Source organism: uncultured Methanobrevibacter sp. (assembly GCF_934746965.1).
In the GTDB taxonomy this organism is placed as follows: domain Archaea; phylum Methanobacteriota; class Methanobacteria; order Methanobacteriales; family Methanobacteriaceae; genus Methanocatella.
Map to the genome: position 1 here is coordinate 108,313 of NZ_CAKVFS010000002.1, position 16,621 is coordinate 124,933.

General features: G+C 28.0%; 18 protein-coding genes. 10 read left to right on the forward strand and 8 right to left on the reverse strand.

The genetic code is table 11. The annotated features are described in order from the left end of the window. Window positions 1–3 precede the first annotated feature (3 nt). The 3 genes from Q0984_RS01845 to Q0984_RS01855 form a co-directional block, all read right to left on the reverse strand. Entirely contained in the window at window positions 4–1,746 is a 1,743-nt protein-coding gene (locus tag Q0984_RS01845) for an ABC transporter ATP-binding protein (protein WP_299522698.1), read from the reverse strand. Then, window positions 1,747–3,540: an ABC transporter ATP-binding protein gene (locus tag Q0984_RS01850; protein ID WP_299522701.1), complete on the reverse strand. Its 1,794-nt coding sequence runs from the start codon at window positions 3,538–3,540 to the stop codon at window positions 1,747–1,749. A gap of 237 nt (window positions 3,541–3,777) precedes the next feature. Then, a complete protein-coding gene (locus Q0984_RS01855) occupies window positions 3,778–4,737 on the reverse strand; it encodes a response regulator transcription factor (RefSeq protein ID WP_299522704.1) in 960 nt (319 codons plus the stop codon). 133 nt (window positions 4,738–4,870) lie between these two features. Between Q0984_RS01855 and hisA the strand changes: the two genes are divergently transcribed. The 6 genes from hisA to Q0984_RS01885 all read left to right on the forward strand — a co-directional run bounded on the left by hisA (window position 4,871) and on the right by Q0984_RS01885 (window position 8,706). Then, entirely contained in the window at window positions 4,871–5,608 is a 738-nt protein-coding gene (gene hisA, locus Q0984_RS01860; RefSeq protein WP_299522707.1) for a 1-(5-phosphoribosyl)-5-[(5-phosphoribosylamino)methylideneamino]imidazole-4-carboxamide isomerase, read from the forward strand. Between the two features lie 7 nt (window positions 5,609–5,615). Continuing rightward, complete coding sequence (locus Q0984_RS01865; RefSeq protein WP_299522710.1) at window positions 5,616–6,077, forward strand: FAD synthase; 462 nt, start codon at window positions 5,616–5,618, stop codon at window positions 6,075–6,077. A 13-nt stretch (window positions 6,078–6,090) separates the two neighbouring features. Next, window positions 6,091–7,110, forward strand: a complete 1,020-nt coding sequence (argC, locus tag Q0984_RS01870; RefSeq protein WP_299522713.1) for an N-acetyl-gamma-glutamyl-phosphate reductase — start codon at window positions 6,091–6,093, stop codon at window positions 7,108–7,110. A 50-nt stretch (window positions 7,111–7,160) separates the two neighbouring features. Then, entirely contained in the window at window positions 7,161–7,655 is a 495-nt protein-coding gene (locus Q0984_RS01875) for a flavodoxin (RefSeq protein ID WP_299522715.1), read from the forward strand. A gap of 3 nt (window positions 7,656–7,658) precedes the next feature. Next, a complete protein-coding gene (pyrI, locus tag Q0984_RS01880; RefSeq protein WP_299522718.1) occupies window positions 7,659–8,138 on the forward strand; it encodes an aspartate carbamoyltransferase regulatory subunit in 480 nt (159 codons plus the stop codon). Window positions 8,139–8,304: 166 nt separating this feature from the next. Continuing rightward, window positions 8,305–8,706 (forward strand): pyridoxamine 5'-phosphate oxidase family protein, encoded by a 402-nt coding sequence (locus tag Q0984_RS01885; RefSeq protein WP_299522721.1) that lies wholly within the window; start codon window positions 8,305–8,307, stop codon window positions 8,704–8,706. Here Q0984_RS01885 and Q0984_RS01890 read toward each other — a convergent pair. From Q0984_RS01890 to Q0984_RS01905, 4 genes are all read right to left on the reverse strand, one after another. Beyond that, window positions 8,703–9,086 (reverse strand): helix-turn-helix domain-containing protein, encoded by a 384-nt coding sequence (locus Q0984_RS01890; protein ID WP_299522724.1) that lies wholly within the window; start codon window positions 9,084–9,086, stop codon window positions 8,703–8,705. The genes Q0984_RS01885 and Q0984_RS01890 overlap by 4 nt on opposite strands. 57 nt (window positions 9,087–9,143) lie before the next feature. Then, entirely contained in the window at window positions 9,144–10,343 is a 1,200-nt protein-coding gene (locus tag Q0984_RS01895; protein ID WP_299522727.1) for a GMC family oxidoreductase N-terminal domain-containing protein, read from the reverse strand. Between the two features lie 116 nt (window positions 10,344–10,459). Continuing rightward, entirely contained in the window at window positions 10,460–11,245 is a 786-nt protein-coding gene (locus Q0984_RS01900) for a GMC oxidoreductase (protein ID WP_299522730.1), read from the reverse strand. 29 nt (window positions 11,246–11,274) lie between these two features. Beyond that, window positions 11,275–11,721 (reverse strand): hypothetical protein, encoded by a 447-nt coding sequence (locus tag Q0984_RS01905; protein ID WP_299522733.1) that lies wholly within the window; start codon window positions 11,719–11,721, stop codon window positions 11,275–11,277. A gap of 155 nt (window positions 11,722–11,876) precedes the next feature. On the opposite strand from Q0984_RS01905, the gene Q0984_RS01910 reads away from it, so the two are divergent. From Q0984_RS01910 to Q0984_RS01925, 4 genes are all read left to right on the forward strand, one after another. After that, window positions 11,877–13,247, forward strand: a complete 1,371-nt coding sequence (locus Q0984_RS01910) for a TldD/PmbA family protein (protein WP_299522736.1) — start codon at window positions 11,877–11,879, stop codon at window positions 13,245–13,247. Window positions 13,248–13,266: 19 nt separating this feature from the next. Next, window positions 13,267–13,824: a TIGR00296 family protein gene (locus Q0984_RS01915; RefSeq protein ID WP_299522739.1), complete on the forward strand. Its 558-nt coding sequence runs from the start codon at window positions 13,267–13,269 to the stop codon at window positions 13,822–13,824. 7 nt (window positions 13,825–13,831) lie between these two features. Beyond that, window positions 13,832–14,842: an NOG1 family protein gene (locus tag Q0984_RS01920; RefSeq protein WP_299522742.1), complete on the forward strand. Its 1,011-nt coding sequence runs from the start codon at window positions 13,832–13,834 to the stop codon at window positions 14,840–14,842. A gap of 68 nt (window positions 14,843–14,910) precedes the next feature. Next, on the forward strand, window positions 14,911–15,498 hold the full coding sequence (locus Q0984_RS01925; RefSeq protein ID WP_299522745.1) for an Hsp20/alpha crystallin family protein: 588 nt from the start codon (window positions 14,911–14,913) through the stop codon (window positions 15,496–15,498). A 24-nt stretch (window positions 15,499–15,522) separates the two neighbouring features. Here the strand turns inward: Q0984_RS01925 and Q0984_RS01930 are convergent, their stop codons facing one another. Then, window positions 15,523–16,530 carry an SIS domain-containing protein gene (locus Q0984_RS01930; RefSeq protein ID WP_299522748.1) on the reverse strand — a complete coding sequence of 336 codons (1,008 nt, stop codon included), beginning with the start codon at window positions 16,528–16,530 and terminating at the stop codon, window positions 15,523–15,525. Window positions 16,531–16,621 lie beyond the last annotated feature (91 nt).

The following is a 16,621-nucleotide window of genomic DNA, read 5'->3' on the forward strand; positions in this document are numbered from 1 at the left end:
AAATTATATCTCCCAATTTTGACTTTCTTTTTGGATATCAACCATCCTTTTAAATAAACCATTTTCTTTAATTAAATCATCAGGCGCTCCTGATTCAACAATATGGCCTTCATCAAGAACAATAATCTTATCAGCATTAGCTATCGTACGCATTCTATGAGCAATGATTAATACTGTTTTATTTTTTATTAACGTAGATAATGCTTTTTGAATTTTAGACTCATTTTCAACATCTAAAAATGAAGTTGCTTCATCTAATAAAATAACATTAGCATCTTTAAGTAATGCTCTAGCTATTGAAATTCTTTGACGTTGCCCTCCAGACAATAATTCTCCGTTTTCACCAATTACAGTATCATAACCATCAGGAAGTTCTTTAATAAAATCTTCACATTCAGCTAACTGTGCAGCTCGAATAACCTCTTCATCAGTCGCATTTCTTTTACCTATACGAATATTATCCATTATAGAACTATTAAATAAAATTACATCTTGGAAAACAATTGAAAAATTTTCTAAAATCTTTTCTGAATCTACATTAGCTAAATTCTGACCACCCAACTTAACTTGTCCAAATATAGGATCCCAAAACTTAGCAGCTAACTTAGATACTGTACTTTTACCACTTCCAGAAGGACCTACTAATGCAGTAACTTCACCCTGTTTAGCAACAAAACTAATATCTGTTAAAACATCTTTAAATTCATCATAATCAAAACTAACATCATCAAATTCAATATCATAACCATCAAGAACATAATCTTTTGAACCTTCATTTTGAACTTGAGTTTGAATATCTTTCATCCTATCAATTTTTAAATCTGAACTAAAAATTTCTGTTAAATATAATAATGAAGCATCCATAGGATTATAAATTAAAGCTGCAGAAATTAAAAAAATCAAAAATGTAAATATTGAAATTTGATTTGTAACAATTAAAGCTGATCCAACAACAATTACTGAAACAATACCTAATTTTAAAACCATTTGCCCAGAAATAACACCTACTGCAGACATTAATTCTGCTTTAAATTGTGCTTTTTCAACATTTCCAGTGATTTTTTCCATTTTATCTAAATAATTTTCCTCAGCATTATATGACTTTAATTCTCTAACAGATTCCAAACATTCTTGAAATCCATCTCCACATTTTCTTTTTGAATTTAATACTTTAGCTGCTCCTTTTTTAGAGAAGTTTTTTGTCACCAATATTAAAATAAATGAAACTGGAACAACCCATAAAAGAGCAATAGCTAATCTATAATCAAATACAAATAAACCAATAGACACTAAAATAACTGCTAAAATTGCTCCAGATAACTGAGGGATTGCATGTGAAAATGTATGCTCTAAATCAGTACTATCATTCATAATAGTAGATGTTAAATCAGATAAATCTTTATTTTCAAAGAAAGATAAAGGTAATTTACGTAAACTTTCACCTAAATTAATTCTTCTTTCTACACTTTCACCATATGTTGTAATAAAAACATAATAATACTGTTTCCACACAAATACAAAAATAATTCCAAGAACAATCAAAATAGCCACTATAAATATTCCTAAATTAGGTTCAACATATTTACCAGTAGTTAATGGTTCAATCCACAAAGATATTAAATAAACATATAATCCTACAGGAAGCATTAAACTAATATTTAAAAGAGTTGTATAAGCAATACCTTTAAGTAGATTCTTAGAACCTTCTTTTGTTAAAGCAAATCTTTTAGAAAGATAATTTATCATTTAAATCTCCTCACTTTTTACTTTCCATTCAATAGATTTATTGAATTCATCCCACATATGTGAATAAATACCATTCAATTCAACTAAACTTTCATGATTACCTTTTTCAGCAATCCTTCCTTTATTGATTACAAAAATATTATCTACATCTTTAACTGTAGATAATCTATGAGCAACCATAATAACTGTTTTATTTTTAGTAATTTCATTAATTGCCCTTTGAATCTGCAATTCATTTTCAGGATCTGCTAATGCAGTAGCTTCATCTAAAACAATGATTGGAGCATCTTTTAAAATAGCTCTTGCTAAAGATATACGTTGTTGTTGACCTCCAGATAAATAAGTTCCTTCAGAACCAATCATAGTATCAACACCATCAGGTAATTCTTCCAAAATATCATCACATTGAGCTAAATGTAATGCTTTTAATACCTCATCTTTACTAAAATCATTGTTTCCCAAAGTTACATTATTATAAATTGTGTCTTTAAATAATGACATATTTTGAAAAACAAAAGATACATTTTCCATTAAAACCTTAGTAGGAATATCTTTTATATCAACTCCACCAATTTTGACAGTTCCCCTATCAACATCCCAGAATCTAGGAATTAATGAAGCTATTGTAGTTTTTCCACCACCAGAATGACCCACCAAAGCTATTGACTCACCTTCAGCAATATTTAAATTAATATTGTTTAAAATATGTTCTTCCCCATCATTTGATTTATCATAATCAAAATAAACACTATCAAATTCTATTGAAAAGTTTTTAGGAATCTTAGGATTAATAGTTTCTTTTAATGGTTCTTCAAGTAATATTTCCTCAATATTTTTTAAAGAGTCCATAGCTATCATCCAATCTTGAGAAACAACCATTATTTTATTTAAAGTAACAGTACAAATTGGAGTAAATATTATATAAAATATAAAATTTGATAAAAAATGAGCATTTACTGTTGATCCAACCAATAATATTCCTGCAGGAATTAATAATGCAAAAAATCCATTAACTGAAACAGTAAATGAAGTCATTGGAATTCTTGTAGATATTGCATACTGTGATGCAAATTTACCATAATTTCTTATAGATTTAATAAAATTTTTAAAGGAATGAACAGTTTGTTGAAATGTTTTAGTAACAGGAATACCCCTAATATATTCTACTGCTTCACCATTCATTTCTTCTAAATATTGTTGATATTGCATCATGAAATTTGCATTTTTACCTCCAAACATTGGAATCATAAGTAAAAAACAAATTATAACTGGAATAATACAAATAATTCCTAAAAGCCAGTCAAAACTAAATAATAATATTAAAAATACAATTGGAGTTACAATTGCACCAACCAAATCAGGTAGCTGATGAGCTAAAAAAGATTCAGTACTTCCAGAACTATAATCAATCACTTTTCTAATACCACCACTAGTTTTATTTGAAAAATATCCTAAAGGCAATGTTAATAAATGTTTTAAAGCTATATTTTTCATGTTTTTTTCGTTTCTAAATGCAGACAAATGAGTACACATCAATGCCATAAAATAAACAAAAATCCCCGCTATTGCAAATAAAAAAGCATTTAATGCATATGTTTCTAAGTTTTGAGCTTGTGAAAAATTAGGCAAAACTCTTAATAACTCATTAACAACATCCCATATATAAATAAAAGGAATTAATAATAAAATTGCACTAATTGCAGATAATATACAACCGAAGATTGTTAAATATTCATAATTACCTGAAAAATCAAGTAAAGTTAAAAATTTATTCTTATTTGGGTCAATTATCATAATTATTCACCATAAACCTACTAAAAAAAGTTAATTTATTTAGGTTTACCTAAAATTTTAAATATGTGCTGAAAAGACAATAGACAATAATAAATCTAAAAAACAAAACAACACAGTTATTTTAAAAAAATTGATAAAAACCTTAATAAAAAGCTTTTTTCACAATATAAAATTGACTAAAATACATATATAAATATTTTTGAACTAAAAAGACAAAAATAGACCAAAAAGACAAAACTAAATTTTCCTATATTCTGATGGAGTGCAACCAATATACTCTTTAAATGCTTTTGTAAATTTAGATGGACTTTTATAACCAACCATACTAGCTATTTGAGAAATATTATACTTACCTTCATCAATTAATTTACAAGCATAATCAAGCTTATATTCTTTCCTCCAAGTGAAAATAGGTTTTCCATAAACTTCCTTAAAACAATTTTTTAAAGAAGTTTTACTAATACCATACTTATTTACAAGATCATCTAAAGTAATATTTACATCTAAATTATTAACAAGTTCTTTTTTAATATTTTTAATAGTATTAACCTGTTCTAAAGAAAAAGTCATTTTTTCATCTTTATCAAAATCAGAAATACTAAAAAACAATAACAGTTCAACAATCTTTAATTTAAAATAAGGCTCTTTAATCCTTTCATCAACATTATAAATTTCACCAATAACATGATCAATCTCATTATTTGACTTTAATAAGAGATAACCATTATTTTTTTCAAGTAATTTATCATATAATACATTTAAATCTAAATTTGGGGAAATAAATTTATTTAGAGATTCATTAGCTACATCAACATCAATAAGCAAACCCAAACCTTTATAATAACCTAATGGAAATCTTGATACAATTTTATCCAATCCTAATTTATTAATATCCAAATCACCTTTAGAAAAATAAGCTAATTTATCTTTTCCAACTTTACACTCATATTTTCCACTAAAACAATGATTTATCTCAATAAATCTACGATTAATCTTATCTGATGAAAAAAACTCAAAACATTCAAAAAAGTGCATATCATTAAAATATAAAAAAACACCTGGAAATATCTTATATGATTCAATAATACCATACTCATCACCATTTCCAAATTTAATAATGGATTTATTATTTTCATGAATAATAGATACGTTATTTTTAATATTTTCTGTCAAAAAGTTGGACATATCCCTTAGCATTGTTTTTCCACCTAATTTTAGTTATACCTAAATTATTATTTATATATTTTCTAAAGCCTACTTAATCAGTAAGTTTAAACTATATTAATTATAGAAATATTATAAATTAAAAAATTTAGTAATGGAGTTATAAATGTCATTTAAGAAAAATGAAATGTTAATAATGCCAGCAGTCGATATTAAAAATGGCAAATGTGTACAATTAGTTCAAGGACAACCTGGAAGCGAAATGATAACTATTGAAAATCCAGAAAATGTTGCAAAACATTGGGAAGAGTTAGGAGCTAAAAATTTACACATTATTGATTTAGATGGTACAATTGATGGAAAAGCTAATCTTGATGTTATCAAAAAAATATTAAATGAAGTTAATATACCAATACAATTAGGTGGAGGTATAAGAAGTATTGATTATGCTAAAAAACTTCTTAATTTAGATATAGAAAGATTAATAATTGGAACTATGGGTATAAAACATCCTGAAACTATAACAGAATTATCAAAAGAATATGGATCAGAAAGAATAATGATTTCACTTGACAGTAAAGATAATAAAGTTGTAATTAAAGGATGGCAGGAAAAAATTGACAAAAGCCCTGTAGAACTTTCACACGACTTTAAAGAACATGGAGCTGGAAGTATTCTTTTTACTAATGTTGATGTCGAAGGATTATTAAATGGTTTTTATACAGACCCAGTTATTAAACTTAAAAATTCTGTTGATTTACCCATTGTTTATTCTGGAGGAATAAGTAGTATTTCCGATGTGAAAAAATTAAATGAAAGTGGTGTTGAAGGTATCGTGATTGGATCTGCACTTTACAAAGATAAAATTGATTTTAAAGAAGCTTTAAAATACCAAACTAGGTAGGGAAATCATGAAAAAAGTAATGGCAACTGGAACATTTGATTTATTACACCCCGGACATGGAGTTTACCTTGAAGAATCTAAAAAACTTGGAGGAAAAAATGCTAAACTTTATGTAGTGATTGCACGAGATTCAACTGTTGAAAAAAGAAAAAGAATCCCTATTATTGGTGAAAACCAAAGATTAGAACTAATAAAAATGTTAAAACCTGTAGATGAAGCATATTTAGGTAATAAAAATGGAGACTTTCTTGAAATTGTAGAAAAAATTAATCCAGACATAATAGCTATTGGTGCTGATCAAAATCATGACATTACTAAATTACAAAAAACAGTGAATAAAAGAGGTTTAAAAGCTGAAGTAAAACGTGTGAAAATATATCATAATGATGAACTAGACAGTAGTTGTAAAATTATTAAAAAAATAAAGAAAATGAATTTTAAAGGAAAAATATTAGACAAATGCGATTAAAGGGACGATTAAAATGTATAATGTAGCAATAGTAGGAGCAAGTGGATATACAGGTGGAGAACTTCTTAGAATGCTGTTAAATCATGAAGACATAGAAATAACAGATATTACATCAAGACAACATGACGGAGCACCAGTTCATAAAATACATCCCCACATAAGAGACTCTGGATTAATTTTTAAAAATAAACAAGCACCAGACATAGATGCAGACGTTATATTTACAGCTACACCTCATGGTGCATCTATGAAAATAGTTCCAGAATTACTTGAAACTGGAGCCAAAGTTATTGACTTAAGTGGGGATTATAGATACAAAGACACCAAAATTTATGAAAAATGGTATGGATTAAAACACACCAGTGATATTAAAGGTGTTTATGGTCTTCCAGAACTTTATAGAGATGAAATTAAAAAAGCTACATTAATCGGAAATCCTGGTTGTTTCCCAACTGGAGCAATTTTATCATCCTATCCATTAGTAGAAAATGATTTAGTTGATAGAATAGTAATTGATTCTAAAACTGGAGTTAGTGGTGCTGGTGTGAATTCTTCAAGTACAACACATTATCCAAATATTGCAGACAATGTTAACCCATATAAAATTTCATCACATAGGCATGTATCTGAAATTCAACAGGAATTACATGGATTTGACGATGTTAAAGTTTCATTTACACCACATTTAGTCCCAGTAATAAGAGGAATTCAAACAACAAGCCATAGCTTCTTAAAAAAAGAACATGAAGACATTACTCCTGAAGAATTGAGAAAAATTTACGAAAAAACTTATGGTAAAGAATTCTTCATTAAACTAATGGATGATGGTGAAATCCCTCATTTAAGTTCTGTTAGAGGATCAAACTTTGTTCATATTGGAGGATTTGAAATAGATGATACTGGTAGAATTGTAATGTTATCATGTATTGATAATCTTGTTAGAGGAGCATCAGGACAAGCTATTCAAAATATGAATATAATGCTTGGATTAGATGAAACTACAGGATTAAAACATTTTGGAAATCACCCATAAAATATATAATACTCTAAAACAAAGACAAAAATTAAAAGGAGGGACATAATATGAAAACTTTGATAATTTATTATTCCCAACATGGAAGCACAGAAGTAGTAGCTAGAACACTTGCAAAAGAATTAAAAACCGATATACTTGAAATCACTGATTTAAAACAAAGAAGTGGATTTAAAAATAAAATAACTTCTTGCATTGATTCCATTAAAGAAACAAGGACTAAAATAGCTCCTTCTGAAGTAGATTTAAGTGAATATGATACAATTTACATAGGAACTCCAACTTGGGCAGGAAAACCAACACCTGCAATTATAACACTAATTGATAAGTGCAATTTAAGAGGAAAAGATGTGGTTCTTTTTGCAACAATGACGGGTAGAGGTGGACAGGCTACAGTAGACAGAATGAATGAAAAAGTAAAAGCACGTGGTGCTAGAATCATTGAGACATTTACTTTAAACACTAAAGATAAAGATATAGAATCTTTAATTAATGATACTGAAACTATTATTGAAATATTAGATTTAAAAATGTATAGCAGGTAAAATATGACTATTGATAAAAAATCTGAATTAAAAATTAGAGCTATTGAAAATGGTACAGTAATTGATCATATTACTGCAAATAAATCCTTGCATATCCTTAAAATATTAGGTCTTCCAGATGCTGAAACTAAAAATGTTACAGTAGCTATGAATGTTTCATCAAAGGAAATTGGTAGAAAAGATATTGTTAAAATTGAAAACAGAGAATTAAATCACGAAGAACTTGACCAAATCGCATTAATTGCTCCTAAGGCTAGTGTTAATATTATTCGAGATTATAAACCTGTAAAAAAAGATAAAATTATATTACCTGATACAATTACCGACATTATTAAATGTACAAATTCAAAGTGTATTACCAATTATGCAAATGAACCTATAATCCCTAAATTTAAAGTTATAAACACTCATCCACCTGTTGTTAGGTGCCATTATTGTGAAAAATTAATTAAAACAGAAGATATCGAACAGCAATTCGAATAATCTTCTTCTTATTTTTTAAAAAAATATTATTTTTGTAAAATAAAATTTTATTAGTTACCATACAGTTACTTAGTTACCTAATAGTTACAAAAACCATTTAAATAACTTTAATCATAGTTTTAACTACATTCAATACCAAATTAAATAAAAAAAGGTGTGATATTACATGAATGACGTTATAAAGTTTTTAAGTGAAAATCCATTAGTATACTTAGCAACAAAAGGTTTAGATGGAAATGCAAAAGTAAGACCAATACTATATTATTTTGAAGAGAATAATAAACCTTATTTTTGTACAAGTAACAAAAAACCAATGTACAAAGAATTAGATAATAATCCTAACTTTGAAATTACAACTGCGACTGCTGACTTTGCTTGGATCAGAATAAGTGGAAAAGTAGAATTTACATCTAATATAGAACTTAAACAAAAAGTTATTGATTCAAATGAATTAGTAAAATCATTATATCAAAGTGGAGATAATCCTGAATTTGAAGTTTTCACTATTTCTGGTGATGTTACAATAGCTGATTTTTCAGGAAACCCACCAAGAAATTACAAAATTTAATCAGAAATCTCAAGAGCTTGTTTGAAAGTATTTTTAATCTGATTTTTAATATCTTCATTTTTGTATTCATCATAATCAGATTCATATAAAACAAACATAGCAAGCTCATATATCACTTTATTTAATTTTTTACCATGTTCAGTTAAATGATATTCCGTAGAAATAGGAACAGTATTTAAAACTTTTTTTTCAACTAAACCATTGTTTTCTAATTCTTTAAGTCTTTGTGACAAAACTTTATTACTTAAATTAGGTTTATCTTCCTGAAATTCTTTAAATTGCTTTTTACCAAAAAACATGTCTCGAATTAACTGAATAGTCCATTTTTTATTAAATAACACAACTGCTTTATCAATAGGACATATACTTTCAGATTTCATAATTAAAGATATACATAAAAAACATTATAAATATTAGGTTTATTTAAAGATAAAAAATTAGCTAATTAAATAATCAGCTAATCTTTTAGATAATGCTAAAATTGTTAAAATTGGCGGCTTACCTGGAGATATAGGTAATACACTTGCATCATCAACAAATAAACCTTTAATTTCTGTTTCTAAGTTACTATCTACAAATTTTCCAATAGGTGCACTGCCTCCAGGATGAGCTCCCCGGTAAACTGTAGAAGCTATTGTAGTTGGATCAACACCTGCTTTTTCCAATATAAAACCTGCAGTAGTAGCTCCTTCAGCTAAAAATCTAATATCTTGAATAGTATTTATTTTAACAACATCTCCATCATCAGTTATATAACCTTTACATTCATCAGATGTTTTAACCATTATACTTAAGATATCTTTATCTTCAATATCTTTATCAATTTTAGAACGTATAAATGATGAAAAATGGGGTGATAAAACAAAATTCTTACCAACTACTAAACCTCCCATTTGAACTTCAGTATTAAAGTTAATATCTTTTATAACTCCTCCAACTGAAACAAAAGGATCAAAGAATATTTCTCTTCCAGCATCTATTCCTATTTTTCTTAAAATTAAAGCTGATCCAATAGCTCCTGCAGATAAAACAACAATATCAGAATTTAAAGTTTCTTCAACATTATTTTTAATAAATTTAACACCTTTAATTTGATTATCTTCAACTATTAAATCACTAATTTCTGCTTCATCAATGAATTTCGCACCATTTTCAACAGCTATGTCTACAAAATGTTTTCCAGTCCATTTTGCATCTGCTGGACATCCAAATGCACATCTTCCACATTGAACACATTTTTCTTCATAAATTGCTTTTGGCATTTTAACTGGATTTAAACCTAATTCTTGTGCACTATCCAAAAATAATTGAGTTCCTTTACCGATATGTGAATCATTCAAACCATGAACTTTAATTAATTTTTCAACATACTCATATTCTTTTGAAAGATTAATATCATATTCATATAACTCTTCATCCAATGCTCTTACCATATTCGCCATTGAAACCATTGTAGAACCACCAACACAAGTAGTTGAAAGCAGGTCTACATTATCATCATATTTATCATAATAATTAAAAGCATCTTTAGAGTCAATATATTTTCCTTTTTCGATTATTGTTACTGGCACATTAGCTTTAGCTAATTCCATAGCAAGTATTGCTCCACCAGCTCCAGAACCTACAATTATTACCATTCAATCACCTTATAACTTTTTAGAAAAAATCTATAACATGAGTTATATTTTTTATCATATATAAACACTAACGATAATTAATTATTAAAAAAAGAAATTGAAAAAAGATTCTATTTTTAAACAGCATCCCTTTTCCAGCCAGACATTATACCATAATCTTTCCCAACACCATATTCACTTATACAATATCTGCTTTCATAACCTGCACCAGATAGATAATCTGCTAACCTTTTAGCTAATGCCAAATAAGTTAAAGTTAATGGTTTTCCAGAAGTTTCAGGAAGTACTGAAATATCACAAACATACAAACTTCTTATTTCAGTTTCTAAATTACTATTTACAATATCACCAATAGAAGCACAACCTGTTGGATTTATAGCCTTAGTTTCACTGCCTTTTATTGTATCTTCACTGACTCCAGCCCTTATTAAAACTTTTTTAGCTGTTTCAATTCCTTCTTTTAAACCTGCAATAGAATCAATACCTTCATCAATTTCATTACCTTCATCATCAATATATCCTTTTCCAGAATCAAGAGATCTTACTGAAATTGAAAATAAGTCCTCATCTTTACAATTTAAATCTTCTTTTAAAGATTTTGAAAATCTTGGAGCCAATATAAATTTTTCACCTGCAGCTATTGCATTCATTTGAACTTCAGATTGTTGATTAATATCTTTTAATATTCCACCAACATCTACTGCACCAGAGTATTTAAACTCTTTTCCAGTATTAATTCCAACACTTCTTAAAAACAATGTTGAACCAATTGGACCTGCAACTAAAATAACCCTGTTGGAGTAACTAACACGATCATAACCATCTTTAACATACCTAACTCCAACAATCTCATCATTTTCAACAATTAACTCTTCATTTTCAATATTATCAATTACAGACAAACCATAAGCTTTTCCATAATTTATACATTTTAATGCTGTCCATTAGCATCTTGAGGACATACAAATCCACAACCTCCACAATTACCACAAAGATTTTCATCAATTGCTTTTAACATCTTTTTAGGTCCTAAAACAGTTTTTCTAGCAGCATCAATAAAAGCTTCAGTTGCTTTTCCAATATGTGCATCATCCATTTGTTTAACACCTAACAGTTCTTCAACATAATCATAATAATTAGATAAATCAATTCCAGCATCTTTTAATTCATTTTCCAATGCTCTTTGCATATTTGCCATTTCAATTAAAGTTGATCCACCTACACAATTGCCATTTTTAATATCCTCACCAATAGTTTTTAAATCTTGAATAACATCAGTATCTGATCCTTTTTCAAGTATTGTTGTAAGTATTCCTGCTCTGACTAATTGAGCAGCCAATAGTCCAGCACCTGCACCGGACCCAACAATAATTGCCATAATATCACATCAAAATAGTTGTTAAAGTAAAAATTACTTCCAATAATATATTTAACATCAATATATAAAAACTTTCATATCGATTAATGATATTAAACTTAATAACCATAAAAATCAAAAATATAATTTAATATAATTATTATGGATATGAAACAATGGAAGAAAATCTTGATTTATTCGAAAAACTCATTGAAAAAACCATTTCCAAAGTAGATTACGTTGACATTAGAGCTGGAAATGGAAATAACACCTCCATAATTATGAAAGATGGGGAAATACAAGAAATTAACACTGGAAACTCATTAGGTGTAAGAATAAGAGTTTTAAATAACGGTGCATGGGGATTTGCTTATACTAATGATTTAACAAAATTAGATGAAATTGCTGAAACATCTATAAAAATATCAAATTCACTTCATGGAGATGAATCACTATCCAAAGCAGATGCAATCCAAGACAAAGTAAGTACTGATGTTAAAATACCATTTACTGATGTTTCCATAGAGGAAAAAAAAGACATAATGACTGAAGCAAGTAAAGCAGCCACATTAACTGAAGTAACAAGTACAACTGTTTCTTATTCTGATGCTCAAAGTCAAGAAATTATTTTAAGTAGTGAAGGTACAAACATTGAAATGAACATGAACAGAGTTGCGATGTTCTTAAATGCTGCTGCAACTGATGGAAACATGATGCAAATTGGACATGATAGTATTGGAGGAGTTAAAGGATTTGAAGCTATAAATGATGTAGACATTGAAAAGTTTGGAAGAAACATAGGTCAAAAAGCTGTAAGATTATTAAAAGCTGACAGTGCACCTTCTGGAAGATTTCCAATTATTGCAGACCCAAATTTAACTGGAGTATTTGTTCATGAAGCATTAGGTCATGCAGTAGAAGGAGATTTAATTTTACAAAATGATTCAATCCTTAAAAATAAATTAGGAACCCAAATAGGTTCTGACATAGTTAATATTTATGATGATGCCAGCTTAAAAGATGGATTTGGATATTACCCTTACGATGTAGAAGGAGTTAAAACTAAACCTAACCATTTAGTAAAAGATGGAAAATTAATATCCCTTTTAAATTCAAGAGAAACAGCATCAAAATTAAATATGAAATCTTCAGGAAACGCAAGATCAATAATTGCAGACAAACCAATTGTAAGAATGAGTAATACATACTTAAAACCTGGAGATATGACTTTTGAAGAATTAATAGAAGATATCCCTAATGGAATTTATCTTAAAGGCTCAAGAGGAGGACAAGTTGATACTGGAAAAGGGATATTCCAATTTAATGCAGCTGAAGGGTTTAAAATAGAAAATGGAGAAATTACCACCCCATTAAGAGATGTTTCATTATCTGGAAACATATTAGAAACTTTAAAAAATGTTGATGCTATTGGTGATGATTTCAAACTAAGCGTTGGATTCTGTGGAAAAGATGGTCAAACAGCACCAGTAGGAGATGGTGGACCACACACAAGAATTTTAAATGCTTTAGTTGGTGGAAATAGCTAACTAAACAGCAGGTGAAATGATGATAAGTGAAAAAAATGGAGAGTATTTGATAAACATAGCCAAAAAAGCAGTAAAAACTTACCTTGAAACTGGCGAACAAATGTCAATACCAAAAGACTGTCCAGAAGAACTTAAAGAAAAATTAGGTGTTTTTTTAACTTTAAATAAAAATAATCAATTAAGAGGCTGTATTGGATATCCAGAACCTATTGAAAGTGCAATCCAAGCTACAATTAGTGTAGCTATTTCAGCAGCATGTGAAGACCCTAGATTCCCACAAGTTCTCCCTGAAGAATATAATGATTTAGAATTTGAAGTTACAGTCCTAACAAAACCTAAATTAATGGAAATTGCACATCCTAAAGAATATTTAACTAATATTAAAATTGGAACTGATGGATTAATGATTAAAAAAGGATATTCAAAAGGATTACTCCTCCCACAAGTAGCAACTGAAAACAATTTTGATGTGGAAACTTTTTTAGAACACACTTGTATGAAAGCTGGAATTAGTGCAGACAGTTATTTAGATGAAAGTTGTGATGTATACACATTCCAAGGCCAAATATTTAAATAGTGATACCATGATGATACCAACAATACCTACCCCTGATGAATTACTTGATAAAGGATTTAGTAGAGGTAAAAAACAAGCAGATTTAATGAGAACTCAAAAAATACCAAAACATTTGAAAGGAAAAAGAATTGAAGAAAGAAGAGTTATAACTTCCTGTCAAGTAATTAAAGATAAACTAAAATCTATTTTAGATAGTATCCCGGACATAGAAGATCTCCCCCCATTTTATCAAGATTATATAGATATTACTGTTGGTGTGGATGATATGAAACAAGCTCTTGGAGGGCTTAACTGGGCATATGGTATTTTAACACAACTTGAAAAAGAATATGGAAGTAAAATTAGAAAAAATCCTTCTGAAAAAGCAACAACCCTTCAAAAACAAGCATATGGTAGAATTGCTTCTGTAGTCAATAAAATTAAAAAGAATTTAGACTTTTTAGACTTTGCAAAAGCTAATTTAAGAAATATGCCAACAATCGATTTTGATGCAACAACAATTGTGATAGCAGGTTTCCCAAATGTAGGAAAATCTACTCTTCTTAATCAAATATCTGGAGCAGATCCACAAATAGCTAATTATCCTTTTACAACTAAAGGAATTCAAATAGGTCATGTTGAAAGACATTGGAAAAGCATCCAAATTATTGACACTCCCGGACTTTTAGATAGGCCTGTTTTAGAAATGAATGATATTGAACTAAACGCAATAGTAGCTCTTGAACATTTAGCTGATGCTATTTTATTTATTTTTGATGCATCTGAAACATGTGGATTCGCACTAGAAAGCCAATATAATTTATTAAAACAAATTGAAAAAATATTCAGCAATATTCCTGTGATATACTTATTCAATAAGATGGATCTTATTGAAGATACTAGTTATGTAGAACAGTATGTTGATGAGTTAGATAACTCTATTTTCATATCAGCTATTGAAGGAGAAGGAATTGATAAAATAAACAAAGTTTTAGAGTCTGTTAAAAAAATAGAGAGAAACCAAGAAGAAGAATATTAAAGATATCTTTATATATCTAAAGTTCATAATAACAATTAAATTCAATTAAATAAAATGGAGTGAAAAATATGGTTGAAAAAGATATTATTGAAACAAAACTCAGTGAAAAAAAAGAACAAGCAGAAGAAAAATTCGATGAAAAAAAAGAACAAGCAGAAGAAAAAATTAATTCACACAAAGAAAAATTAAATGAAAAAAGAGAACAAACCAGAAATATAGCTGGAAAAATGAGTGAAGATTTATCTAGAAGCTTTGATGAATTCCAAGATGGTATTAAATCAGTACAAAAAATTATTGACCAAAAAATTGAAGACTATAAAAAAACAACAATCCATAGTTTAGATGTTGATTTAATAGAAACTGAAGAAAAATACTATTTAAAAGTAGATGTTCCAGGAATTGAAAAAGAAGAAATTGATATTGAAGCTGGAGATAAAGATATTTCCATTACAGCTACATTTAAACCATTTATTGAAGAAATTGAAGAAGAAAATACTGTTTTAATTTCTGATATAAAACAAGGAAGATGTAGTAAAAGCATTACTTTCAACAATAATATTGAAATTGATGAAATTACTGCAAAATTCAACAATGGAACAGTATTAATAACTATTCCTAAATTAAAAACACCAAAAAATAAAATTAATGTAGAATAAATTTTCTACATATTCTTTTTTTTATTAATATCTTACTTTACCAATGTGTCTTGTAGCACCTGGATCTTCACCATTAAAGTGTGCTAAATAATAAATAAACCATTCTAAAGGAATTACAAAGATTAATGGAGATAATAATGGATTAACATCTGCATAATCTTTTAAATTATAAATAATTGATTTTAATTCTAAATTTTTAGAAACATCAATAGCTTTATCAGTTATTTCATCTGCTTCAAAATCAGAATGTAAGAAAATAATTGGAACATCTTTTTCTGCACGCTCTATTAACCCATGCCTAAATTCCGCTGAATAAAGTGGGCATGCATGTTTAATTGCTCCTTCCATAAGCATAGTCATAGCTAATTTAAAAGAAAGACCAAAATTAGGTCCACTACCTAGACAATAAAATATATCCTCATCTTTAAATTCTTTAGCTAATTTTTTATTATCTTCCTCAGTAGTTTTTAATAAATTTTCAATAATATCTGGAATACGTTTCAAATCACCTAACAATTCATCAGCTTTATCATAGTTAGACCCTTTAAATAAAATTTGATAAAGACAAGCTAATTGAGTTACATATGTCTTTGTTCCAAGAATTGCTGTTTCTCTTTCACATTGTGTTACTATTGGAGTTTTAGCTTCTTTTATCATTGAACTATCAGGCTCATTAGAAATTGAAACAGTTTGAATTCCATATTCATTAGCTCTTTTAAGAGAAGCTAATGTATCTGCAGTTTCTCCAGATTGTGATGTGAAAATAGCTATTGAATTTTCTCCATTAATTAACTTTTTATTATAATAAAATTCATAGCCAGTAAATACTTCTATATTCATGTCACAAGACATTCTTAATGCATCCCTAACACTATAACATGTTGAAATAGAACTACCACAACCAATTAAATAAATTTTATCTGCTTTTGATACAGCTTCTGAAACACTATCCATTTTAGACATTTCACTTTCAAAAGTCTTTCTAAGTGAATCAGGTTGCTCCATCATTTCATCATACATTTTATAGTTCATTGCTTAAACTCCTTAAAATTAATATATAATACTTATAATATTGTTTATTAACATATAAAAATGTTTTTTAAAAATCGATACTTTAATTAAT